The sequence below is a fragment of the Rhodanobacter panaciterrae genome, from assembly GCF_014651895.1.
Taxonomy (GTDB): Bacteria; Pseudomonadota; Gammaproteobacteria; order Xanthomonadales; family Rhodanobacteraceae; genus Rhodanobacter; species Rhodanobacter panaciterrae.
Window position 1 is genome coordinate 107,510 of record NZ_BMXT01000003.1, and the last position, 23,968, is coordinate 131,477.

A 23,968-nucleotide genomic window follows, 5' to 3' on the forward strand; every position below is an offset into this window, starting at 1 on the left:
CCGATGCCTTCCCGTCTCCCTGAACCCAGCGCCGACGAGCGCGCGCATTCCGATCATCTGCTGCAGTTGTTGCGCGAGCAGATCGCCTCGCACGGGCCACTGCCGTTCTCGCAATACATGGAGCGTTGTCTGTATACGCCGGGGCTGGGTTACTACAGCGCGGGCAAGACCAAGTTCGGCGCGGCTGGTGATTTCGTCACTGCGCCGGAACTGGGTGATCTGTTCGCGCGCTGCGTGATCAATGCAGTGCAGCCGACACTGGCGATGCTTGGCGACGACGCGGATTTTCTGGAGCTGGGTGGAGGCAGCGGCGCCTTCGCCGAGGCAGCACTCAAGGCGCTGGTGGCTGACGGCACGCTGCCGCGGCAGTACCTGATCCTCGAACCCAGTGCGGACCTGCGCGAGCGTCAGAACGAACGGCTGCACGCAAATCTCCCAGCCGAGCTCAGCGCCCGTGTGCAATGGCTGGATCGTCCACCCGAACAGGACTGGCGCGGCGTGCTGTTTGCCAACGAAGTGATCGACGCGCTGCCGGCCACGCGCTTTGCGATGCGTGCTGGTGAAGTCTACGAAGAATACGTGGCGCTGGATGGCGAAGGCCGTTTGATGCGCATCGATCGTCCGGCCGATGCGCTGGTGGCCGGTGCAGTGCGTCATGTCGAACGCGATCTCGGCAGCGACTTTGTTGATGGCTATCGTTCGGAAATCCTGCCGCAGCTGCCGTACTGGATCCAGGCGGTGGCCGGTTCGCTCACGGCTGGACTGATGCTGTTCGTCGACTACGGTTACGTGCGTCGCGAGTTCTACCTTCCCGAGCGCGACGACGGCACCTTGATGGCGCATTACCGCCATCACGCGCACAACGATCCGCTGTACCTGCCAGGCCTCAACGACCTCACTGCCTCGGTCGATTTCACTGCGCTGGCCGAAGCGGGCAACTCGGCCGGCTTCGGTGTGGCCGCGTACCTGCCGCAGGCACAGTTCCTGATCGGCGCCGGTCTGCAGGAGATCTTCGAAAGCGAGCAGGCGAAGATCGCCGACGAGCACAGCCGCTATCGGCTCGCGCAGCAGGTGAAGCGGCTGATGCTGCCCGATCAGATGGGCGAACGCTTCCAGGCGATGCTGCTGGCGCGTGGCCTCGACGTGCTACCGTTGCCGGCCGAGCTGCTGGCGGCCGATCAGGGCGGCCGGCTTTGACCGGACCGGTGTCGATTCAGCCGTCTGGACGGCTGCGCTGGCAACGGCTATGGATCGCGCTGGGCGGCGTGATCATGCTCTGGATACTGTGGATGGCGCTGCGCCCGGACCCCGGCATTACGCTGGATTTCCCGTATGGCGACAAGCTGCTTCACGCGACCACGTTCACCTGCCTGATGGGCTGGTGGGGCAATGTCTATCGCGAACGGCATGCCCGTGGCTGGGCCGCATGGGGCTGCCTGGCATTCGGCATCTTCATCGAGTTCGCGCAGTGGTTGTGCCCACCACGCGATGCCGATGTGTTCGACGTACTGGCCGATGGCATCGGCATCCTGCTGGCGCTCTTGTTGCTGCGCACGGCGCTCGCCAATGTACTGGCGAGCGTCGAGTCATGGTCAATGCGTTGGCGCAGGCACTGAGCCGATCGAACTGGCGGTAGCCGGCGCGGTTGAGCTGGCTGGCACCGGCACGGAAGCCGCTGCTGCCGGCAATGGCTCCACCGCGGTCGAATCGGTTGGCCGGCGCACCAGTCCGCCATGTCGGAACAGCCCGCTGGCGACCTGGTAATAGGCGATCGCTTGATCGATCTGACCTTCGTCTTGCGGCGTGATCGGCGTGGCATCGCCGGTGGCGTAGTCCGGCTTCATCTGCTCCAGCTTGCGCTGCGGTTCCAACACGGTGAGCACGTCGTTGTGCAGGTAGCCAAGCTTCTCGTAGGTGGCCGGGAACGCGCGCTCGCGACCGGGCTCCAGCTGGAACAGGTCGTAGCCGAAGAAGCGCGAGCGGTAGCTGAAGTTGAGCAGGCCGAGCAGGGTCGGCGCGATGTCGACCTGGCCCATCAGCCGCTCCACGCGCTGCGGCTTGATGTGCTTCGGCGCATAGATCCACAGCGGGATGTGATAGCGGTTCACCGGCACGCTGGTCTTGCCGGCGCTGGAGGCGCAGTGGTCGGCAGTGATCACGAACACGGTGTCGTCAAAATACGATTTCTCGCGCGCACGCTTGATGAAGTCGCCGATCGACCAGTCGGTATACGCCACCGCGCCGGGACGGGTCTGGTTGGCCTGGCTGACGCGTCCGGCCGGGAAGGTGTACGGCCGGTGGTTGGAGGTGGTCATGATGTGCAGGAAGAACGGCTTGCCGGCGGCATGTGCGTCGTCCATCTGCTTCAGTGCCAGCGTGTACAGATCCTCGTCGGCCACGCCCCACACGTTCTCGCTGTGGATCGTGGCGCCCTTCGGGATGTCGCGACGATCCACCGTGCGATAGCCGTTGTGGCCGAAGAAGTAATTCATGTTGTCGAATTCGCCGTAGCCGCCGTAGACGAAGTCCGACTGGTAGCCGCGGTCGTTGAAGATGTCCGCCAGCGAGAACAGGTTCTCGTTGTTGTGCTCCTTCAGCAGCGAGTCGCCGGGCGTCGGCGGCACCGACAGCGACAGCGCTTCCAGCCCGCGCACGGTGCGCGTGCCGTTCGCGTAGAGGTTGTCGAAGAACAGGCTCTGGCTGACCAGCGAGTCGAGGTACGGCGTGATGTTTTCCTTGCTGCCGAACGTGCCTAGATAATCGCCGGACAGGCTCTCCACGCTGATCAGCACCACGTTGAGATGCTGCTCCGGGCCGACCCGGCGGATCGCGCGGGTGAGATCCTGCGGGTCATCGCTGAGGTAGGTCGCGTCCGGCGTCTTGAGGCCTTCGCGCACCAGCCGGAATGCCTGATCATCCGGCAACGTGCGGTAGAACTTCGCGTAGTCGAGATGGCTGCTGCGGAATGCGTTGAAGAACTGGTAGATGCCGTTGCCGGCCAGTTCGTTGACGTAGTTGTTGCTGGTGCGATCCTTCATGCCGCCGTTGACTGCGGCCAGCGAGACCACGGTCAGCACCAGCCACAGCAGCGCGATCTTGCCACGCTGCCATAAGCGACTGCCGTCGTCGCGCGCACGCAGGCCGCGCCGGCCGATCGCGAACACCACCAGGGCGCCCACCACCAGCAAGGCCAGCCAGCGGCCGATCGGGTACGACTCGCGGATATTGCCGATCACCTCGTTGGTGTAGACCAGATAGTCCACCGCGATGAAATTGAAGCGCACGCTGAACTCGTTCCAGAACACCAGCTCCGACGCCGCCACGAACAGCAGCCCGTACAGCAGAACCAGCGCCAGCCCGTACAGCGCCCACTGGCCGCCGCGCGAGACATAGGCGAAACCCGGGATCGGCAATACCAGCAGGAACAGCACCACCAGCGGCCAGGTCATGCCTATGTGTGCGCGATACAGCGCATACAGCACGCCCAGGCACAGTGCATACACCAGCGCCAGCGCCAGTATCCACAGCAGCCACTGGCCCAGGCCGGAGACCGTGGCACGTCGCGTCGGCACCAGCCACAGGAACAGCACCAGCGGCCACGCCACGTAGATATAGGTGATCAGGTCATAGCCGAAACCCACGCCGAATGCGTACAGCAGGTTCAGTGGCGTATGTGCCACTTCGTTGCCGGACATGATCAGCAGCACCACGCGGGTGACGAACGAGATCGCGATGAAGGTGATCGCCAGCCACCACAACGGGCGAAAACGCTGACGCAGCGGGGAAGTCGGGGTGAATGCGCTCGACACAGGCAACTCCAGCAAAAAAATATGTGATCAACGGGCGCGCGATGCAGGCGCCGTAACCCGGGCTTTATACCGCGGATCAGCTTGGCGAATGGTTAGTTTTCAGCGCGGCGATGGCGTGGGTTCGTGCCGTTTCCATGGCCGCGCCGATCGCTGAACCGCTCAGGCCCGCGGCAACAAAGGCTGCAGCATCGACCGCCGCCGCGGCCGCACGCGCGTCGCGCAGGTACGCCGCCTGCGGGTAGGCATCGTGCTCGTGGCCAAGCCGGCCACGTTTGTCCGCTTCGCAGGCAGCCAGGAAGGCATCCAGCCGCGCCGGTCGCCGCAGTGCATCGAGCGAACTCAGCAACTTCAGCACGGTGGCCGGCTTCAGCTCGAACGCGCGATGCGCATTCAGATGCTCACGGCACACCAGTTCGGCCAGCGCGGCGTGCTCGGTCGGTACCTTCAGGCGAGCGGTCAGCGCGCGCAGCGGTGCCACACCGCGATGCTCATGGCCGATATGCCGCGGCAGATCGTCGGCTGGCGTCAGTGCCTTGCCGAGGTCGTGCGTGAGCGCGCAGAAACCGACCAGGTCATCGCCCGGTGCGAGCCGTGCCGCCGCATCCAGCACCATCTCCAGATGCACGCCGGTGTCGATCTCCGGATGGAACTCGGCACGCTGCGGTACGCCATACAAGGCATCGATCTCGGGAAACAGCACGGCCAGTGCGCCGCACTCACGCAGCACGCGCAGGAATGCCGACGGCTGCGGCTCGCCCAGCGCCTTGCGCGTTTCCGCCCACACGCGTTCGGGCACCAGATGATCGACCTCGCCGTCGCGCACCATCTGCCGCATCAGCGCCATCGTCTCCTCGGCCACCGTGAAACCGAGCGGCGCGAAGCGCGCGGCGAAGCGTGCCACCCGCAGCACACGCACCGGATCCTCGACGAACGCCGGCGACACATGGCGCAACACGCGTGCCTCGATGTCGCGCACGCCGTGGTACGGATCGGTCAGCGCGCCGTGCCCGTCCTGCGCGATCGCGTTGATGGTGAGGTCGCGCCGCGCCAGATCCTGCTCCAGCGTCACCGTCGCATCGGCCTGGAACACGAAGCCGTGATAGCCGCGCCCGGTCTTGCGCTCGGTGCGCGCCAGCGCATATTCCTCGCCGGTCTGCGGATGCAGGAACACCGGGAAGTCCTTTCCCACCGGCTTGTAGCCCAGCGCCAGCAACTCCTCCGGCAGCGCGCCGACCACCACGTGATCGCGATCGACCACCGGCCGCCCCAGCAAGTTGTCACGGACCGCGCCGCCGACCAGATAGATGTGCATGGGAGGATTCTGCCATGCGCCATGCCAGCTGATGCCATGCGTCGGCATCGCAGCCGGGAATCGAGACGGCCAAGCCGAGGAGTCGCCACGTGCTTTATGCCGCCGCGGCCCTCACGTAAGCTTGTGACACAGGATTGGGGAATCTCATCATGGCGGTAAAGCTGGTTCATCGGCTGATGCAGGATCGCGCTGCCGGTTTGTCGCCGGCGGTGGCGCAGCTGTTGGACGAAGCGGCCACCGCGCTGACCCGCAACGAACTGAATGCCGCCGAGACGAACTTGCTCGAGGTGCTGACGCAGGTGCCGGATTGCGTGGAGGCGCAGCGTCTGCGGGGGCTGTTGATGCATTTGCGCGGCGATTACGCGCAGGCCGTGCTGCTGCTGCGACAGGCGCTGGCGCTGAGTCCGGAGCACGCGCTGATTCACATGAATCTGGGCATTTCGCAGCACGCTTGCGGCGAGGTTGATGCGGCGCTGGTGTCCCTGCAGCGAGCCAGCAAACTGGCGGCCGATTTCGCCCCGGCCTGGTTCAACCTGGGTCGGGTGCTGAGCATGCAGGGCCGTCCGGTCGGCGCAGTGACCGCGCTGCATCGCACGCTGGATATCGATCCGGATCATGTGGCGGCGCGGGTCGTGTTGGCGGAGGTACAGACCCGGCTCGGCGCGCTGGATCTGGCGAGCACGAATTACCGCGAAGTGTTGCGGCGCCAACCCGGTCATGCGGATGCGTGGATCGGCTTGGCCAATCTGCCGGCGGTGCGTTTCGACAAGGACGATGTCGTGTGCCTGCGGCAGGCCTTGCAGATGCCGCAGACGCCGCAGGCGCGCGTATCACTGGGCTTCGCGCTGACCCGGGCGCTGGAGGACCAGGCCGACTACCGCGCGGCTTTCCGCGCACTGTACAAGGCCAACGCACAGATGCGTCGCCTGATGGGTTGGGATGCCGCGGCCGCGCGGGCCAAGGTCAGCACGATGCTCGACATGTTCGCCGCGCCGATGCCCGACGCGCCGGATGCCGCGCTGGGCGAGGAGGTGATCTTTCTGGTGTCATTGCCGCAGTCCGGCGCCGACGTGACCACGCAGATTCTCGCCAGACATCCGCAGGTCGGCGCGGTCGATGCGTTGCCCGACCTGCAGCAGGTCATCAGCGCCGAGTCGGCACGCTGCGGACAACCGTTCGCGCAATGGGCACGGACAGCCACGGCGACGGACTGGGCGCGGCTGGGGCAGGACTATCTGGCGCGCACGGCATCGGCACGCGCTGGCAAGCCGCGTTTCGTCGATGCCAATCCGCTCAACTGGCGACTGGTGGGTGCGGCGCTGGCGATGCTGCCCGGGGCGCGCGTGGTGAACAGCCGCGGCGATGCGCTGGAAACCTGCTTCGCCTGTTACCGCCAGCTGTTCGCCAACGGCCACGAGTTCAGTTACGACCTCGACCACATCGCCAGCTACTGGCGCGACTACGACCGGCTCAGCCGACACTGGCAGCGACTGTTTCCCCAGCGATTCCTCGAGTATGCCCTCGAGTCCTTGTCAGCCGATCCTGCAGTCCAGGTTCGACGCTTGCTGGCGTTCTGCGGTCTTGACTACGATCCGGCCTGCCTGGCGTTCCATCACGAACTGCCCAGCGCACGCAGTGCGCTGTATGGCCGCGATCTGGATCGATTGAAGGTGTTGCTGGGCGCCGCTTGATCGGGGCACGGTCGGTTCGTGCCGCCATGAGCAACACGCCGGGCCATGCGCCGATCCTGGATACGACGCGGTATCAAGGCGACGCGTTTGATGCGCTGGATGGCGCCGCCGGTGCGCTGACCGGTTCGACGGCAGGACAGCCGACCGCGCGACGCACCGTCGATGCGTTTGGCAGTCCATACGGCTGGCCGATTGCACTCAGGCGCGTGCTCAGCGGTACGGCGGTGCCATGCAGGCGCCAGTCGTAGATCACGCTGAACGCCATCACCCGCGCCACGTATTCGCGGGTTTCCTTGAACGGGATGGTTGCCACGAACAGCTCCGGCGTCAGCGTGCCGCGCGCGGTCAGCCACTGGTCGACCCGGTTCGGGCCGGCGTTGTAGGCGGCGCTGGCCAGCCACGGCGAACCGTTGAAGCGTTCGGCCATCTGCGCGAGATAGCGGGTGCCCAGCACGATATTGGTGGCCGGGTCGTACAGCGTGTCGCCACCGCCCCAGTTCAGGCCGTTGCGCTTAGCGACCAGTTCGGCCGTAGCCGGCAGCAGCTGCATCAGGCCGCGGGCGTCGGCGCCGGAGCGGGCGTCGCTCATCCACGCGCTTTCGGCGCGCAGGATGCCGTAGGCCCAGACCGGCTCGATGCCGGCCTGTTCGGCCTGCGGCACCACACCATCCTGGCTGGCCAGCGGGAAGCGCAGGTTGTACAGCCGCAGCGCGTCGCCACTGCTGAGGGTGAACACCGCGCGGTCATACCAGCCGCGCCGGTTGGCCAGATCGGAGGCGACCTGCAGGGTGGCCTGATCGGCGTCCTGCAGCGCGCGTGTCCATTCGCGCCGCGCCAGTTTGGGCAGGTCGACCGCGTACAGCTCGAACGCGCGCAGCAGGCCGGGGTTGGCCAGCAGGGCCTGTTCGCGTTGCGGATCGGCGGCGACGGTCAGCGGACAGATCGCATACGGCAGGTCGAGCTTGTCGGCGGCGAGAAAACCGAAGAACGTCGTCTTGCCAGCTTGCGCACTGAGCTGCTGCTGCGCCTCGTTGTTGCGGCCCAGCGCGATCAAGGCGCGGGCGTGGAAGTATTGCCACTCGCCATCCTGCTGCTGGTCGGCGGGCATCGCGTCGATGGCCGCCAGCACGGCGCTCCAGTTCTGTTGCGCCAGCGCGACGCGCGCGCGCCATTCGCGGCTGGTGTCGGTCTGCATGGCGGCGGGCAACGCGATCAGCCGGGCCAGCGCGCCGTCGTCGAAATCGGTGGCATGGAACAGCGCCAGCGCATACAGGATCTGGCCGCGCTGCTGTTCGCTGAAGCTGAAGTGCGTCTGCAGCTGCTGCCATGCCGTGTCCGCATTGGCGGACTGGCGGCGCGCCAGCCGGGTCAGTGCCAGTGTGGCGGCCTGTCGGTTGCGCGAGGTATCGGGCCAGTCGGCCGCCGTCGTCAGCGCACCGGCCGGATCGCGCAGCGCCTGGGCGAGTCGTTGCGCGGTGGCGCGATCGTCCGTCGGCAGCCAGTTGGCCAGGCTGGCGATGGTGCCGGGCTGGCCGGCATCGGCAGCGCGGTCGATGCGCGTCCACAGCCGTGCACTGGTCAGCAGGCCCTGGTCGTGCGCGGCGTTGAGCACCGGGTCGCAGGCATCGGGCAGATTCGGCTTGGCCCACAACGTGGCCAGGTCCTTGTCGAAATCCAGCGCGCTGCTGCTGGCCAGTCGTGCTTGCAATGCATCGCAGCTGAGCGTGTCGCCGAGGCCGGGCTGATACAGCGCGAGGAAATTGTTCCAGTCCTGTCGACGCGCCAGCTCCAGCAGGAACGCACGGCGCAGGTCGGCCGCGGGAATCCAGTCGGGATATTGCTTGAGATACGACTCCACGGTGGCGCGGTCGATCTGCTGGATGTCGTGCTCCAGCGCGGCCTCTTGCAGATACGGATACAGCGGATAGTCGCGCAGGCCGGCGGCGATGCTGCGCCAGCCGTCACCGCCCTGCTGCGCAACAGCGTAGGCCTGCTTGAAGGCGGCGCGCTGGGTGGCCGTGGGCTCGCCGGCCTGTACGGACGTGGTGGCCAGCAGCCAGCCGGCCGTCAACACCAGACAGGTAAGTGCGGTGCGCCGCGAGGGTAGACGGGAAACCATGGGAGCTCCTGCAATCGATCCGTCGGCAGTCTAGTTCATGCTCCCTCGGCGCCAGGTGAACACGGGCCATCGGCGCACTTGGATGTGCCTGTTAAGCTGACGCGCTTCGTCGTCAGCATCTACGGACCCGGCATGTCGTCTGCCTTTTCGCCCCTCAATCGCCGGCAAGGATTCGCCTGGCTGGCGCTGGTCTTGCTGGCGCTGGCCGGCGCGTACTGGTGGTGGGCGATCGGCCGGCCGGTGGCGCTGCCGGATGCGCCGTCGGCGCGGATCGCCTGTGTGTCGTATGCGCCGTTCCGCAACGCCGGCGAAACACCGCTGGATGCGCAGGCCTTCATCAGTTCCGAGCGCATCGACGAGGATCTGCGTGCGCTGTCGCAACGCTTCGATTGCGTGCGCACCTACTCGCAGGGACAGGGTCTGAGCGCGGTGCCGCAGATCGCCGAACGTTACGGCATGAAGGTGCTGCTGGGCATCTGGCTGGGCAGCGACAAGAAGGCGAATGCGCAGCAGGTCGAGCTGGGCATCGCCACTGCGCGCAAATATCCGCAGGTATTGCGCGGGGTCATCGTCGGCAATGAGGTGCTGTTGCGCGGCGATCTGTCGGCGAAGCAATTGGACGGCTATCTGCGCGAAGTGCGCGCCGCGGTCAGCGTGCCGGTGACGTATGCGGACGTGTGGGAGTTCTGGCTGCGTCATCCCGAACTGGCCGGCTCGGTCGACTACCTCACCATCCACATCCTGCCGTACTGGGAGGACACGCCGGTGTCGCCGGAGCGCGCGGTACAACATGTGGCGACGGTGTACGCGCAAGTGCAGCAGGCGTTTCCTGGCCGGCGCGTGATGATCGGCGAAACTGGCTGGCCCAGCGCCGGGCGGCCGCGCCAGGCAGCCAGCGCCAGCGTGGTCAACGAGGCGCGCTATCTGCGCGAATTCCTGCTCTACGCGGCCACCGTGCAGATGCCGTACAACGTGATCGAGGCGTTCGACCAGCCGTGGAAGCGCGCGCAGGAAGGCACCGCCGGCGGTTACTGGGGCATCTTCGATGCGCAGGCGCGGCCGAAGTTCGCGATGGTCGGCCCGGTGACCGAGGAGCCGCGCTGGTGGGCCGGCTGGCTCGCGGGTGTGGCCGGTGCGTGGCTGTTCGTGCTGGTCGGCGTATGGCGTCGACGCTGGAGCGGCTGGCGCGGTTGGCTGGCCTTGAAGCTGGGCGGCTTTGCCAGTGGTTGCGCACTGGCGTGGCAGTTTCGCCAGATGCTGTTCGCCTGTCGCGATACGTGGGAATGGACGGAGTCGCTGATCGCCTGCGCGCTGGCGTTGCTCAGTGCGCTATGGCTGGCGCGCTGGATCGCTGCGCGGATGGCCGGAGGCGTCTCGCTTTCGTTGCCGCATTGGCTGCGCCTCGGCTGGCTGTTCGCGCTGGCGTTCTATGAATTGCTGCTGGTATTCGACGGGCGCTATCGGGATTTTCCGCTGGGACTGTTCCTGCTGCCCTGCGCCGGCTTCGCGCTGATCGGCTGGCTGTCCGATCGAGGCGAGGTGGCGATGCCGCTGCTGGAGGAACGTTTCCTCGCCGCCTGGCTGCCGCTGCTGGCGGCGATCGTGCTGGTGCAGGAAGGCGGCCTCACGCCGGTGGCGTGGTTATGGCTGGGATTGAATCTGCTGCTGGCGTTGCCGGTGCTGTTCGACTGGCGCAGCGCGCGACTGCAGTCGCAGCAGGCGTAGGCAGCCGAGCAGCAGCGCCAGCGCGCCGGCCTCGAAGCAGTACAGCTCCAGCGCGAACACGCCCAGCGCGGCAGCCAGCCATGCCAGCCACGGGCGTTGCCACAGCAGCGCCAGTACGGCAGTAATCAATGCCACGACACCGTAGACGTTGTGCAGGAAGCCCAGCACCAGCCACTGTCGTCCGCTGCACCACGAGGGCGCGTGGCTGGTGCTGCACAGCTGTCCGATCGCACTGGATTCGATCAGGCCGTAGCGCAGCCATGCTGTAGCCAGCGCCACGATCAGCAGCAACACCCATGGGAGTGCAAAGCGCCACGTCGACTTCACGGGCGCCGCCCCCGCGATGCCTTGCCGCCGACATGTGCCGGCAGACGGATTTCCGCTGCCAGCGGCAGGTGATCGGAGAACGCCTGCGGCAGCGCCCAGGTCTTGTCCAGCTGGATCGCGGAGGTGGTCAGGATGTGATCCAGTGCCCGGCGTGGTTTCCAGCTGGGGAAGGTCGGGGTCGACTGCGTCGGCGGCTGCAGATTGCACTTGGCGAACAGGTGCGCCATCTCGACGCTGTGCGGCTCCGTATTCAGGTCGCCCATCAACACCGCGTGCGGGAAATCATGCAGCAACTCGGCGATGAAGCCGAGCTGGCGCGCACGCGCAGGTGCGCTCAAGGACAGATGCGCGATCATCACCGCCAGTGCGTTGTCGCCTTCGCCGAACTGCGCCAGCAGCGCGCCGCGGCCAGGGATCCGGCTGGGCAGCGGATAGTCCGTCACCGAATGTGGTTCAAGCCGGCTGATCAGTCCGTTCGCCGAATGCGCCAACTTGGCCATCGCCCGATTCGGCTGGTGGCTCCAGTACGGCATGCCGGCGGTTTCGGCGAGGTAGCGGGTCTGGTTGAGAAAGCCCGAGCGCAGGCTGCCGGCATCGGCCTCCTGCAGGCCGATCACGTCGAACTGCGGCAGTACCTCGGCGAGCCGGTCGAGGTTGTCCATCTTGTTGCGTCCCGGCAGTACCGCCGTGAAGCTGCGGGTGACGTATTCGCTGTAACGCTGCACGCTGGCGCCGGCCAGGATGTTGCAGCTCAGCAGGCGCAGACGGCGCTCGGCAGGGGCGGCTTGGAGAATCGCGGCGCGGGTCATCGCAACACACTACACGGGGAAGGGGATGCCCACACTCACGGACGTGCGCCGGGCAAGAGCAGCGAAGCATGATCCACCGCATGTGAACGAGATGCCAGCCGCGCCACCAAAGGTGACGCGGTGCGGGTGGCTTATTTGCCGGCCAGCTCGCGTTTGACCAGCCACAGTGTCACGGCAACCATTTCGTCATACGAGTGGACGGTGGCCACGCGATACTTGCCGTTGACCACGATGGTCGGCGTGCCATCCACCTGCCACTTCTGGATCAGGGCCAGGTCGCTCTTCAGCTTCGCGGTCGCTTCGGGGGATGTGGCGATGCGCATGAACGCGGCCCGGTCGACGCCCTCGCGTGCGTAGAAGTCAGCCAGCTCGTCCATCGAATTGATCGGATAGTTCTGGCCGAACTTGGCGGCGAACAGCGCCAGATGGGTGCGGTCGACCACCTTCAGCTGGTCCGCCGCGTAATAGGCGCGTGCGAACGGCAGCCATTCGGCGCTGAACGGCGCCGGCATCAGCTTGAACTCGGCACCTGCCGGCAGCTGTTTGCGCAACTCTTCGGCGACCGGCGCGAACTGCGCGCAGTGAATGCAGCCGTACGAAAATACCTCGACCACTTCCACCTTGCCGGTGCTGCTGTAACGCTGTTGCGGGGCGGGCAGGGTCACGTATTCGTTGCCGTCGGTATACGGCGCGGCGGCACCGGGCTGCGCGCTGCAGGCGCTGGCCAGCAGCAGGCCGCCGATCAGGAAGATGGCACGCAATCGGGTCATTCGCTTGAGCATGGGGTGTTCTCTTCGCAGGGCGGCCATGGGCCGTGGATGAGTCAGAATCAAATGAACCGGCTTACTTGCCGGCCGCTTCCTTGGCCACCAGCCACTGGGTCAGCTCGATCGACTGCGCGAAGCCACCCGCGGAGTTCGGCGTGAAGCGGTACTTGCCGTCGATGATCATGGTCGGGGTGCTGTCTACACCATAGGCCTTCATCAGGTCGTCGGCGCGCTTCATCTGGGTATTGATCGAGAACGAGTTGGCGACGCCGAGGAACTCTTTCGGGTCGACGCCGTACTTGGCGTAGAACTTCGCGATGTCGTCGATCGTGGGCCACGCATCCTTCGGCTTGGGCTTGCCGGCCTTGAGGTCGTAGGTGGCCAGTTCGCCGGTTTTCCAGGAGGCATCGAACATCGCATCGTGGGTCTTGTCGACCACGCCGAGCGCCTGCGCCGCGTAGAACGCGCGCTGGAACACCGGCCAGTTCTCGTCCGGACGGAACGAGGCCGCCAGATAGTTCATCACCGCGTTCGGCGGCAGGCTCTTGGCGATCTGGTCGACGGTGGAATGGAAACCGTTGCAGGCCGGGCAGGCATACGAGAACACCTCGGTCACCTCGATCTTGCCCGGATGGCTGGTCGGCTGTGCCGGCTCGATCACGAAGTAGTTCTTGCCCTCGACCCATTTGCCGTTGTCGACGAACGGTGCGGCCGCGGCAGCTGGCGCGGCTTCGGCTGGTGCGACGGCGGTGTCGGCGGCAGCCGGCGCTGCACTGCTGCTGGCTGGCGGGGCCGCAGTTGTCGTGGCGCTGGCCGGTGCCGTGCTGCTGGCTGCGGCTGGCGTGGCCGCGGTGCTGCTGACCACGGGCGCGGTCGGCTGAGCGCTGCCGCTGTTGTCATGGCTGCAGGCGGCAAGCGCGAGCAGGGCGGCACACAGGAACGGCAGACGCTTCAACATGGCAAACCTCGAAAGATGGGGCCCGAATCGATGGGGCTGATCGAGTGGGGCTAAAACCGACAGCGCCGACCTTTCGGTCGGCGCGTGGTCGATCAGGGCGTGGCGGCCGGCTGGGTATCGGCGCTGTGCAAGCCCTCGATGTAACTGGACAGTGCGGCGATGTCGTCGGCGTCGAGCTTCTTCGCGATCGTCGGCATGATCTGCGCGTGGGCGTCGTCGCCCCAGGTGGTGCCGTCATGCCAGGCCTTCAGCGTGGCCTGGATGTACTGCGCGTGCTGACTGGTCAGCTGCGGATACATCGCGCCCGGATTGCCGCGGCCGTCGATGCTGTGGCAGGCCATGCAGGCCGGGATGCCACGCGTGCTGTCGCCTTGGCGGAACAGCGTCTCGCCTTTTTCCACCAGCGCCTGATCGGCCACGCCGGGCAGCGGGGTCTTGCTGGCGAAGTAGGCACCGACGTCGTGCATGTCCTGGGTGGACAGCGGTGTGGCCATGCCCAGCATGATCGGGTTCTGTCGCTTGCTCGCCTTGAAGTCGGTCAGCTGGCGCACGATGTACTGCTCGCTTTGGCCAGCCAGCTTCGGGTATTGCGCGTCGCTGGAGTTGCCGTCCATGCCGTGGCAGGCACCGCAGACGGCGGCCTTGGCCTGGCCGGCGGTGGCATCACCCGGCTTCACGGCGACTTCGGCACCCGCGGCAGCAGCAGGTGCTGTGCTGGCCGGCGTCGCCGCAGTGGTGGCAGCGGCTGGCGCAGCAGTTTTCGGCTGGGCGTCTTGTGCCGTCACCACACTGGCAGACAGGGCGAACACAAGGGCAATGGCGGACCCGAGAACAGCGGGCCGAAAACCAGCGGACCGAAAACTCATACACTTGACTCCCGAGAGACTTGCAAACACTGCCAGAGATTGCGGCCATGCGGCCCGCAACAGGCAGAAACCGCAGAATTATCCCTGTGCCACCATAGCTTGGTCAAACCATTCCCATGTCGAATCCCCTTCAGGGCGCGCAATTCGTGCTCGCCGCCCACCGCATCAGCCAGCTTCCCGCCGACCAGGGCGCCGAGGTGGCGTTTGCCGGCCGCTCCAATGCCGGCAAGTCCAGCGCGCTGAATGCGTTGACCAATCACAAGGGACTGGCGCGTACGTCCAAGACGCCTGGCCGCACGCAGCAGATGGTCGCGTTCAGCCTGCCGCCGCCGACCCAGGTCGATGGCCAGCCACCGGCGGATGTGCGCCTGATCGACTTGCCGGGCTACGGCTACGCCAAGGTGCCGCTGGAAATGCGCGAGCACTGGAAGCTGGAGATCGACGCCTACCTGCATCAGCGCCGCAGCCTGCGCGGGCTGGTGCTGATCGTCGACATCCGCCATCCGCTGAAGGAGTTCGACCGGCTGATGCTGGAGTTCTGCTTCGCCACCCAGCTGCCCTGCCACCTCTTGCTGACTAAGGCCGACAAACTCTCGCGCGGTCAGGCCACGCAGGCGCTGGCCACCTTGCGCAAGCAGTTCGCCGCTGAAGGGCTGCATGCGACCGCGCAGATCTTCTCGTCCTCCGCCGGTACCGGCGTGGAAGAGGCGCGGCAGGCGGTGATGACGTTGCTGCGACAGCCGCGCGACGGCGCCCATCAAGGCCACGAACGCTGAAGGGTGCCTTGTTCCAGGAGCCCGCTAGCGGATTCCTGCAGGAAATCGCGTGAGGCGATCAGCCGCGCACGGCTTCCATGAACACCGCGCATAGCGCCTGCATGCCGACGCGATCGTCCTCGTCGAAGCGATTGATCACCGGGCTGTCCACATCCCACACGCCGAGCAGGCTGCCGTCGGCCTTGACCAGCGGCACCACGATTTCCGACTGTGAGGCGGCATCGCAGGCGATGTGTCCGTCGAATGCGTTGACGTCGCGCACCAACTGGGTCTCGCGGTTCTGCGCGGCAGTGCCGCAGACACCGCGACCGAGCGCGATGCGAATGCACGCCGGCTTGCCCTGGAACGGACCGACCACCAGCTCGCTGCCGTCGTACAGGTAGAAGCCGGCCCAGTTCACTTCGGGCAGGCTGTGATAGATCAGTGCGCTGAAATTCGCCGCGTTCGCGATCAAATCGCGTTCGCCGGCGAGCAGGCCGCGGGCCTGCTGCGCAAGGTCTTCGTAGTGCTCGCGCTTGCTGGCGTAGCTGTGGGATTTCAGTTCGAACATGCGACGCGTCCGGCGGCAAAGCCCGTATTATGCGCCGAGCGATCATGGCGGGGATGCAGCATGAGCTTGACCGAACAGCGCGAGGGCATCGAGGCGGGGCGGCTGGACATGTTCGTGGATGGCGCGTTCGCGTTCATCCTGACCTTGCTGCTGATCGGCGGCGACAAGATTCCCGACAGTACCGACAAGCTGCTGTACATGCTCGGCGGCGTGCCGGCGTTCGCGGTGTGCTTCTTCCAGATCGCCTTCTTCTGGCATGGTCATGTGCGCTGGCGCAAGCGTTGTCACAGCGCCGACAGCACCGGCCGCTGGCTGTCGCTGCTGCTGGTGTTTTTCGCGATGATCTTCGTCTATCCCTTGCACATGGTGTACTCGGGTGCGTTCAACAGCTTGAGTGGCGGCGCGTTGCCGAGCGATTTCCAGATGACGGGCGGGCCGGCGGACATGCGCGCGCTGTTCGTCTGTTTTGGCTTCGCCTATGCCTGCATGGCCGGCACGCTGACGTTGCTGTTCCTGCACGCGGCGAAGAGTGCGGCGAAGCGTGGCTTCAACAATCTCGATGCGCGCCGCGAGCTGCGCATCTGGAGCGTGCCGGCAACGATCGGCCTGGCCTCGGCGCTCACCGCACTGTTGCTGCCGCTGTCGGCGCCCGGTTGGGCATGGTCGATCCCCGGTTTCATGTATTCGCTGTTATTCCTGATAGGGCCGGTGGTGAACCGCTTCAATCGACGTTACGCCCCGGCGTGACGACCGCCGTCTTCATCGCCGGCACCGACACCGGCATCGGCAAGACGCATGCGGCGTGCACTTTGCTGCACGCGTTGCGCGCGGCGGGACATAGCGCCTGCGGCATGAAGCCGGTCGCCAGCGGATGTTTGGAAACACCCGATGGCCTGCGCAATGACGATGCGCTGGCGCTGCAGGCGGCGAGCAACGCGACACCGTTATATGCGTTGATCAACCCGATTGCGTTGCGCGATCCGCTGTCGCCGCACTTGGCTGCCGCGCATGACGGTGTGGAAATTTCGCTGGCGCCGCTGCGTGCGGCCTTCGATCAATTGAGTGGTAACTATCAGAAGGTGGTGGTCGAGGGCGTGGGCGGCTGGCTGGTGCCGCTGGCGCCGGGGTTGCTGGCGGCGGACATCGCCAAGCAGTGGCGGTTGCCGGTGATCCTGGTGGTCGGTTTGCGGCTGGGCTGTCTCAATCACGCCTTGCTCAGTGCGCGGATGATCGAAGCCGATGGCTGCCGCCTGCTCGGCTGGATCGGCAACTGCATCGATCCGGCGATGGGCGCGTTGGATGAAAACCTGACTACGCTGCGCGAGTTGCTGCCCGCGCCGTGTCTGGGCGTGCTGCCGCATGGCATGGCACCGGCCCAGGCGGCGAGCCGATTGGCGGCGGCGGTGGCGGCCTTGGACTGAGCTTCACATCCGTCGTGCTTGGATAGGCGCCTACCCCATCACCGGAGGCCATATGGCTCGCAATCACTACTATCTTTCGATCGCCGATCTGGCCCATGCGCGCGGTGACGACCCGCGTTTTGCCTGGGATGGCGCCAGTCCGGACGGTTTTGCCACAGCGCTGCAACAAGCGTTGCGCGACGACGGCCTGTTCCAGCGCTGGCGCGCGGTGCAGCCCGATCCGGATGCGGTGAACAGCAGTCTGGGCGCTTCCGATCCGGCGGCGCAGGTGACGGCGCAGGTCGCCGACCTGCGCACCGACATCGATCTGCTCACCGACCTGCCGATGAGCGTCGTGCGCCATCGGCTTTATCTGCTGATCGGCTCGGCGTGGCAGCTGCGCGACATGCGCGCTGCCTGAGCTGGCGTCGTGCCCGCTCAGGCGGCATGACCTGTGGGCTTGGAGAAACCGGGCAGGACTGGGTACAGTCGGAAGTTCCGACTTACTGTGTCCGATCACGGACGCGCCACCTGGGGAAGCCCGATGTTCCGTCTCCGCTTGATTGTGATTGCCACCACGATGGCACTGGCCGCCTGCTCGCAGCAGCCGAATGGTGCCGCCACCTCACCCGCGACAGCCGCCTCGACGGCTGCCGCCAGCAGTGCCGCACCGGCCGCCACCGCCATGACCAGCAATCCATTCTTCAGCGCCAGCACCCTGCCGTTCCAGGCGCCGCCGTTCGACAAGATCAAGGACGCCGACTACCAGCCCGCGATCGACGAGGGCATGAAGCAGCAGCTGGCCGAGATCGAGAAGATCGCAAACAACCCGGAGGCGCCGACGTTCGAGAACACCTTCGTGGCGATGGAGAAGTCCGGCGTCATGCTGAAGCGCGTGCTGGCGGTGTTCGGTGCGGTCACCGGTGCCAATACCGACGATGCGCTGCAGAAGGTGCAGGAAGACGAGGCGCCGAAGCTGGCCGCGCACCAGGATGCGATCTACCTCGACAGCAAGCTGTTTCAGCGCGTCGAGACGATCTACAACCAGCGCGATACGCTCAAGCTCGATCTGGAATCGGCGCGCCTGGTCGAGGTGGTCTACAAGGACTTTGTACATGCCGGTGCCAAGCTGTCGGATGCAGACAAGGCCAAGCTGAAGGATCTCAACAAGGAAGAATCCACGCTCAGCACCGCGTTCACCAACAAGCTGCTGGCGGCGACCAAGGATGCCGCACCGGTGCTCGACGACAAGGCGAAGCTGGCCGGCCTGTCCGACGCCGAACTCGCCGCGGCCACGCAGGCCGGCAAGGATCGCAAGCTCGCCGATGGCAAGTACGTGCTGACCCTGCAGAACACCACCCAGCAGCCCGAGCTGCAGGACCTGAGTGACCGCGACACGCGCGAGGCACTGTTCAACGCCTCGTGGAACCGTGCCGAGAAGGGCGATGCCAACGACACTCGCAAGACGATCGAGCGGCTCGCGCAGATCCGCGCCGAGCAGGCCAAGCTGATCGGTTTCCCGAACTACGCGGCGTGGAAGCTCGACGACCAGATGGCGAAGACGCCGGAGACGGCGATGTCGTTCATGGACAAGCTGGCGCCGGCCGCGGTGGCACGAGCGAAGCGCGAGGCTGCCGATATCCAGGCGCAGATCGACAAGGACCAGGCCGCGCTGAAGCAGCCCAGCTTCAAGCTGGCGCCGTGGGACTGGAATCGTTACGCCGAGGAAGTGCGCAAGGCCAAATACGACCTCGACGAAAGCCAGATCAAGCCGTATTTCGAACTCGACAACGTGCTGCAGAACGGCGTGTTCTACGTCGCCAACCAGCTGTACGGGCTGACCTTCAAGGAACGCCACGACATTCCGGTGTACCAGCCCGATGTGCGCGTGTTCGAAGTGTTCGACAAGGACGGCACCTCGATGGCGCTGTTCTACTGCGATTACTTCAAGCGCGACAACAAGAACGGCGGCGCCTGGATGGACAATCTGGTCGCCCAGTCGAAGCTGCTCGGTACCAAGCCGGTGATCTACAACGTCACCAACTTCAGCAAGCCGGCCGCTGGTCAGCCGGCGCTGTTGTCGTTCGATGACGTGATCACCATGTTCCACGAATTCGGCCATGGCCTGCACGGCATCTTCGCCGACTCGCAGTATCCGACCCTGTCCGGTACCAATACGGCACGCGATTTCGTCGAATTCCCGTCGCAGTTCAACGAACACTGGGCGACCGATCCGAAAGTGTTCGCGAACTACGCGAAGAACTACAAGAGCGGTGAGCCGATGCCGCAGGCGCTGGTCGACAAGATGACCAAGGCCGGCAAGTTCAACTCGGGCTACGGCATGACCGAGCTGGTCGCCGCTGCGCTGCTCGACATGAACTGGCACATGCTCGGTGCCGATGCGCCGCTGCAGGATGCCGACCAGTTCGAAACCGCCGCGTTGAAGAAGGACAACATCGACCTCAGCTACGTGCCGCCGCGTTACCGCTCCAGCTACTTCCAGCACATCTGGGGCAACGGCTATGCGGCCGGTTACTACGCCTATCTGTGGACCGAGATGCTGGCCGACGATGCCTTCGTGGGCTTCAAGGATCACGGCGGTCTGACCCGCGAGAACGGTGATCGCTTCCGCGCGATGATCCTGTCGCGTGGCAACACCGAAGAGCTGGCGAAGCTTTACAAGGACTGGCGTGGTCAGGACCCGAGCATCGAGCCGATGCTGGTCAACCGCGGACTGAAGGACGCCCCGAAGAAGTAAGCCGTCATGACGGCATGAAACACGAAACGGGCCGGCATCATGCCGGCCCGTTTTTCATGGGCGACCCTTCATGGCGCGGACAGACCGGTCGGAGGCTGCGTCACCCGATGATGTGCCAGAAAGTTGGACACCAGCCGCGCGATTTCATCGGGTATCTGCAGCGTGGCGAAGTGGCCCGCATCGAGAACGTGGATCTCCGCCTGCGGCGCATCGCGCAGGTAGGCGAAAGCCCCGGGCGTGGTGAAGAAGTCATCATGGCTGCCCCACAGCACCAGCACGGGAGTCTTCAGTTTCCTGAGCTGGGCCTGCCATGCGGGATAACGCGCGACGTTGTTGCCATAGTCGAACCACAGATCGTTGCGCGCCTCGATCACGCCGGGCCGCTGCTCGGCCGTGGTTGCCTGCAGCACCACGTCCGGACTGATGTCGTCGTCGTTGCTCCAGCCGACGGCGCGCGGGTAACCGAGTGATTTGGCATAGCTGGCGCGGCGCGCGTCGAGGGCGGCATTGCGATGCCGCCAATGCTGTCGCAATTCGCCTTGCGGGTCCTGCGCGGTGGGAAAGCCATCCAGATGGATGACGCCGTTCTGCACGATGAGCGCGGTGACCGCCTGCGGCTCGGCGCTGATCAACCGGAAGCCGACCGGGACGCCATAGTCCTGCATGAAGAGTCCGTACTGCGTGATGCCGCGTGCCTTCAGGAAATCATGCACCGTCGCGGCCACATGATCGAACGTGTACGCATAGGTCTTGCGATCGGGCGCATCGGAATAACCGAACGAGGGATAGTCGATCGACACGACATGCACGGCCTGCGTCGCCACCAGATCCTCCATCACCTTGACGTACTGGATCGACGACAGCGGGTTGCCAGGCAGGAACAGGATGGTCGGGGCCTTCGGGTCGCCGCCCTCGCGATAGAACAGATGGATGCCGTTCACGTTTTGCCAGCCATGCGTGAGCGTCGCGGCGCTGGCGGGCAACGCCGTCGCACCGAGGCCGGATAGAAAGAGCAGAAACAGCAGGCGACGCATGGTGCTCATGAGGGTTTCCGGGTATTCCGTCGAAGGTGCACGCTAGTATTGAATGCGCACTATGTGCCGTGAAGTGATGATTCCTCACCATGCGATGAATGCGATTCAACGATGAAATACCTGCTGCCGCCGATGCATACCCTGCGCACGTTCGAGGCGCTGGGTCGGCTTCGCCACTTCACGCGCACGGCCGAGGAATTGCATCTCACGACGAGTGCGGTCAGTCATCAGATCAGGGTGCTTGAGTCGTTCCATGCCGCCCGGCTTTTCGTGCGCAACCGGCACGACGTGGCGCTGACGCCGGCAGGCGAGCGCCTGATGGTGGCGGTCCGCCATGCCTTGCAGCAACTCTCGACAGCGAGCGAATCCATTCGCGCGCAGGATGCGGCCCGTCTGTCGGTGACGGCACCACCATCGCTGGTCAGCCGCTGGCTGATGCCTCGGCTTGGTGTGTTCCTGCAGCAACACCCGACGGTTGATTTCAGGCTGCGTGCCACTTCGGCGGTTGTCGACCTGGCTGCAGAAGAGATCGACCTGGGTATCCGCTTCGGTGGCGGTCGATGGCCCGGCATGCGCAGCGAAAAGCTGTTTGACGAAGAAATCTTCCCGGTGGCTTCACCGGCTTACCTGGCGCACATGAAAGTGCGCCGGTGGGCGGATCTGCGCCGCTGCCTGCTGCTGCGTGACGACTTCCACTCGTGGGAAGACTGGCTGGATGAGATCGGTGCCACGACGGCGGGTTGCACGTTTGGTTCGGTCTTCAACGATTCAGCACTTTCGCTGCAGGCGGCCGAAGCGGGGCAGGGAGTGGTCCTCGCACGCAGCCTGCTGGCCGCCGACGCCATCAAGGCCGGCACGCTGGCGCGGGTCGGCAAAAGGGCGGTGCGCTCGCGCGGCAGCTATTACCTGGTGGCGCCATCCGACCGGCAGGATGGTGCAGCCGTCGGCTTGTTCCGCGAATGGTTGCGCGAAACGGCCAGCCACTGACTATGGTCGGCAGCTTCGGCGACTGCTGGATGCGCTGAAGAAGCTGATATCGCCGCGCGAGCCGTCGAAGACATCCAGTGTGATCTGCATAGGCCGCACAGACACGGGTCGCGTGGAATAATCGAACCTCCCCGACCGAAGCGGTGCACGTGTGGACAGCCATCATTTCCTGCAGACCGCGGTGGTGTTCCTGCTCGCCACCGTGATCGCGGTACCGCTGACCAAGCGCTTCCGACTCGGTGCGGTGCTCGGCTACCTGCTGGCTGGCGTGGTGATCGGGCCGCAGCTGCTGGGTCTGGTCAGTGACACCGAGGGGGTCGCCACGATCTCCGAGTTTGGTGTGGTGCTGATGCTGTTCGTGATCGGCCTGGAGCTGTCGCCACAGCGGTTGTGGGTGATGCGCCGCTCGGTATTCGGCACCGGTCTGTTGCAGGTGCTGGCCAGCAGCATCGCGATCGGCGCGGCGGCGTATTTCCTGTTCGGTCTCAGCGGCAAGGCGGCGGCGATCGTCGGCGGCAGTCTGGCGCTGTCGTCCACCGCATTCGGCCTGCAGATCCTGGCCGAGCGCAAGGAGGCCGGTGCAGCCTACGGCCGTCAGGTGTTCGCGGTGCTGTTGTTCCAGGATCTGGCGGCGATCCCGCTGATTGCCGCGGTGCCGCTGCTGGCTTCGTCGAACGCGCACAACTTCGACGTGTTCGCGGTGCTGCGCACGATCGGGATGATCCTGGCGGTGGTGGTCGGTGGCCGTTATCTGTTGCGGCCAGTGTTCCGTTTCGTGGCACGCGCGGACTCGGTGGAGGTGTTCACTGCCACCGCGCTGCTGGTGGTGACGGGCGTCGCGCTGTTGATGGAGCTGGCCGGGGTTTCCGCCACGCTGGGAGCGTTCCTCGCCGGCATGCTGCTGGCCGACTCGGAATACCGGCACGAGATGGAGTCGAACATCGAGCCGTTCAAAGGCCTGCTGCTGGGGCTGTTCTTCATCAGCGTCGGCATGTCGATGGATATCTCGCTGCTGCTGCATCGGCCCGGTCTGATCTTCGGCCTGGTGGCGGCCTTGCTGCTGCTGAAGAGCCTGCTGCTGTGGCCGCTGGGGCGGCTGCTGGGCGGGCTCAACCGTTCCGATAGCTTGCGCATGCTGGTGCTGCTGGCCTGCGGTGGCGAGTTTGCCTTCGTGGTGCTGCGGCAGGCGGCCGAGCAGCAGCTGATCGAGGTCGGTCAACGCGACGCGCTGGTGCTGACGATCACCCTGACGATGGCGCTGACGCCGTTGCTGGTAGTGCTGGCGGCGAAGGCGCTGAACGTGATGCCGAAGAAACCGGCGCGTGAGTTCGACACCATCGACACCGCGCCGCCGCGGGTGATCATCGCCGGCTTCGGCCGGGTCGGACAGATCATCGCCCGCGTGCTGCGCGCGCAGGGCATTCCGTTCGTGGCGCTGGAGCATTCGGCCGAGCAGGTCGATGCCTCGCGCCGCTTTGGCACCATCAACTTGTTCTTCGGCGATCCGGCGCGGCCGGAACTGTTGCGCGCGGCACAGGCCGACAAGGCCGAGGTGTTCGTGCTGGCCACCGACGACCCGGAGGCGAACCTGCACACCGCGCGGCTGGTGCGGCGGCAGTATCCGCATCTGAAAATCGTCGCGCGCGCACGCAATCGCCAGCATGTGTTCCGCCTGATGGATCTGGGTGTGGACGAGCCGGTGCGCGAGACGTTCCACTCCAGCCTCAAGATGACCCGCAAGACGCTGGAGGCGCTCGGCCTGTCGCAGCAACTGGCGGCCGATCGGGTCGAGCGGTTCCGCCGCCACGACGAGGACCTGCTGAAGAAGCAGGCACTCGTCTACGACGACGAAACCAAGCTGATCCAAAGCACGCGCGATGCACTGGTCGATCTGCAGCGCCTGTTCGAGGCGGACGCCGAGCCGAGTGCGGAACGTCAGCGCCAACGTGATCCGGCGGTGCCGCTGACCGGCGAGGATTGACCGGGTTCCCACGTCACCACGGCTCGCGCGGTGGCAAGTTTGCGCTGGACTGGAGTAGGTTGCGTCAACCGGCTGACGATCCCGACGTTGCCTAGAACC

The 23,968-nt window shown here is 65.6% G+C and carries 21 protein-coding genes; 11 read left to right on the plus strand and 10 right to left on the minus strand.

Annotation, left to right across the window (positions count from 1 at the left end; genetic code table 11):
- The first annotated feature begins 3 nt into the window (after positions 1 to 3).
- Both IE071_RS14010 and IE071_RS14015 read left to right on the plus strand, forming a co-directional pair.
- Positions 4 to 1,197 carry a class I SAM-dependent methyltransferase gene (locus IE071_RS14010; RefSeq protein WP_189442026.1) on the plus strand — a complete coding sequence of 398 codons (1,194 nt, stop codon included), beginning with the start codon at positions 4 to 6 and terminating at the stop codon, positions 1,195 to 1,197.
- Between the two features lie 74 nt (positions 1,198 to 1,271).
- Positions 1,272 to 1,616, plus strand: a complete 345-nt coding sequence (locus IE071_RS14015; RefSeq protein WP_425503466.1) for a VanZ family protein — start codon at positions 1,272 to 1,274, stop codon at positions 1,614 to 1,616.
- On the opposite strand, the gene IE071_RS14020 is transcribed toward IE071_RS14015, so the two are convergent.
- Together IE071_RS14020 and IE071_RS14025 are read right to left on the minus strand one after the other, a co-directional pair.
- Entirely contained in the window at positions 1,593 to 3,809 is a 2,217-nt protein-coding gene (locus IE071_RS14020; RefSeq protein WP_229792914.1) for an LTA synthase family protein, read from the minus strand. The genes IE071_RS14015 and IE071_RS14020 overlap by 24 nt on opposite strands.
- Positions 3,810 to 3,885: 76 nt before the next feature.
- Entirely contained in the window at positions 3,886 to 5,121 is a 1,236-nt protein-coding gene (locus IE071_RS14025) for a multifunctional CCA addition/repair protein (protein ID WP_189442031.1), read from the minus strand.
- A 149-nt stretch (positions 5,122 to 5,270) separates the two neighbouring features.
- Between IE071_RS14025 and IE071_RS14030 the strand changes: the two genes are divergently transcribed.
- A complete protein-coding gene (locus tag IE071_RS14030) occupies positions 5,271 to 6,812 on the plus strand; it encodes a tetratricopeptide repeat-containing sulfotransferase family protein (RefSeq protein WP_189442033.1) in 1,542 nt (513 codons plus the stop codon).
- Between the two features lie 73 nt (positions 6,813 to 6,885).
- On the opposite strand, the gene IE071_RS14035 is transcribed toward IE071_RS14030, so the two are convergent.
- A complete protein-coding gene (locus tag IE071_RS14035; RefSeq protein ID WP_189442035.1) occupies positions 6,886 to 8,931 on the minus strand; it encodes a transglycosylase SLT domain-containing protein in 2,046 nt (681 codons plus the stop codon).
- A gap of 132 nt (positions 8,932 to 9,063) precedes the next feature.
- Here IE071_RS14035 and IE071_RS14040 point away from each other — a divergent pair, with 132 nt between their 5' ends.
- Positions 9,064 to 10,656, plus strand: coding sequence for a glycoside hydrolase family 17 protein (locus IE071_RS14040; protein WP_189442037.1), 1,593 nt, complete (start codon positions 9,064 to 9,066; stop codon positions 10,654 to 10,656).
- Here the strand turns inward: IE071_RS14040 and IE071_RS14045 are convergent.
- From IE071_RS14045 to IE071_RS14065, 5 genes are all read right to left on the minus strand, one after another.
- Positions 10,573 to 10,983, minus strand: a complete 411-nt coding sequence (locus tag IE071_RS14045) for a hypothetical protein (protein ID WP_229792915.1) — start codon at positions 10,981 to 10,983, stop codon at positions 10,573 to 10,575. The two genes, IE071_RS14040 and IE071_RS14045, sit on opposite strands and share 84 nt — an antisense overlap.
- A complete protein-coding gene (locus IE071_RS14050) occupies positions 10,980 to 11,792 on the minus strand; it encodes an endonuclease/exonuclease/phosphatase family protein (protein WP_189442039.1) in 813 nt (270 codons plus the stop codon). The genes IE071_RS14045 and IE071_RS14050 overlap by 4 nt, the downstream gene beginning before the upstream one ends.
- Positions 11,793 to 11,923: 131 nt before the next feature.
- Positions 11,924 to 12,574: a thiol:disulfide interchange protein DsbA/DsbL gene (locus IE071_RS14055; RefSeq protein ID WP_189442041.1), complete on the minus strand. Its 651-nt coding sequence runs from the start codon at positions 12,572 to 12,574 to the stop codon at positions 11,924 to 11,926.
- Positions 12,575 to 12,635: 61 nt separating this feature from the next.
- Positions 12,636 to 13,517, minus strand: a complete 882-nt coding sequence (locus tag IE071_RS14060) for a thiol:disulfide interchange protein DsbA/DsbL (protein WP_189442043.1) — start codon at positions 13,515 to 13,517, stop codon at positions 12,636 to 12,638.
- 92 nt (positions 13,518 to 13,609) lie between these two features.
- A complete protein-coding gene (locus IE071_RS14065) occupies positions 13,610 to 14,383 on the minus strand; it encodes a c-type cytochrome (protein ID WP_189442045.1) in 774 nt (257 codons plus the stop codon).
- A 116-nt stretch (positions 14,384 to 14,499) separates the two neighbouring features.
- On the opposite strand from IE071_RS14065, the gene yihA reads away from it, so the two are divergent.
- Positions 14,500 to 15,159, plus strand: coding sequence for a ribosome biogenesis GTP-binding protein YihA/YsxC (gene yihA, locus IE071_RS14070; RefSeq protein WP_189442046.1), 660 nt, complete (start codon positions 14,500 to 14,502; stop codon positions 15,157 to 15,159).
- Between the two features lie 58 nt (positions 15,160 to 15,217).
- Here yihA and IE071_RS14075 read toward each other — a convergent pair whose 3' ends face one another.
- Positions 15,218 to 15,709: a GAF domain-containing protein gene (locus tag IE071_RS14075; RefSeq protein WP_189442048.1), complete on the minus strand. Its 492-nt coding sequence runs from the start codon at positions 15,707 to 15,709 to the stop codon at positions 15,218 to 15,220.
- A 60-nt stretch (positions 15,710 to 15,769) separates the two neighbouring features.
- Between IE071_RS14075 and IE071_RS14080 the strand changes: the two genes are divergently transcribed.
- The 4 genes from IE071_RS14080 to dcp all read left to right on the plus strand — a co-directional run bounded on the left by IE071_RS14080 (position 15,770) and on the right by dcp (position 19,867).
- The gene (locus tag IE071_RS14080) at positions 15,770 to 16,456 is read left to right on the plus strand and encodes a TMEM175 family protein (protein ID WP_189442049.1); all 687 of its coding nucleotides are present in this window, start codon (positions 15,770 to 15,772) and stop codon (positions 16,454 to 16,456) included.
- The gene (gene bioD / locus IE071_RS14085) at positions 16,453 to 17,130 is read left to right on the plus strand and encodes a dethiobiotin synthase (RefSeq protein ID WP_189442051.1); all 678 of its coding nucleotides are present in this window, start codon (positions 16,453 to 16,455) and stop codon (positions 17,128 to 17,130) included. The genes IE071_RS14080 and bioD overlap by 4 nt, the downstream gene beginning before the upstream one ends.
- 52 nt (positions 17,131 to 17,182) lie before the next feature.
- The gene (locus tag IE071_RS14090; protein WP_189442053.1) at positions 17,183 to 17,530 is read left to right on the plus strand and encodes a hypothetical protein; all 348 of its coding nucleotides are present in this window, start codon (positions 17,183 to 17,185) and stop codon (positions 17,528 to 17,530) included.
- A gap of 123 nt (positions 17,531 to 17,653) precedes the next feature.
- Positions 17,654 to 19,867, plus strand: a complete 2,214-nt coding sequence (gene dcp, locus IE071_RS14095) for a peptidyl-dipeptidase Dcp (protein ID WP_189442055.1) — start codon at positions 17,654 to 17,656, stop codon at positions 19,865 to 19,867.
- A 68-nt stretch (positions 19,868 to 19,935) separates the two neighbouring features.
- Here dcp and IE071_RS14100 read toward each other — a convergent pair whose 3' ends face one another.
- Complete coding sequence (locus IE071_RS14100; RefSeq protein ID WP_189442056.1) at positions 19,936 to 20,910, minus strand: alpha/beta fold hydrolase; 975 nt, start codon at positions 20,908 to 20,910, stop codon at positions 19,936 to 19,938.
- Between the two features lie 102 nt (positions 20,911 to 21,012).
- Between IE071_RS14100 and IE071_RS14105 the strand changes: the two genes are divergently transcribed.
- Positions 21,013 to 21,888 carry a LysR substrate-binding domain-containing protein gene (locus IE071_RS14105; protein ID WP_189442057.1) on the plus strand — a complete coding sequence of 292 codons (876 nt, stop codon included), beginning with the start codon at positions 21,013 to 21,015 and terminating at the stop codon, positions 21,886 to 21,888.
- Positions 21,889 to 22,039: 151 nt separating this feature from the next.
- Complete coding sequence (locus IE071_RS14110; protein WP_189442058.1) at positions 22,040 to 23,869, plus strand: monovalent cation:proton antiporter-2 (CPA2) family protein; 1,830 nt, start codon at positions 22,040 to 22,042, stop codon at positions 23,867 to 23,869.
- The last annotated feature ends 99 nt before the right edge of the window (positions 23,870 to 23,968 follow it).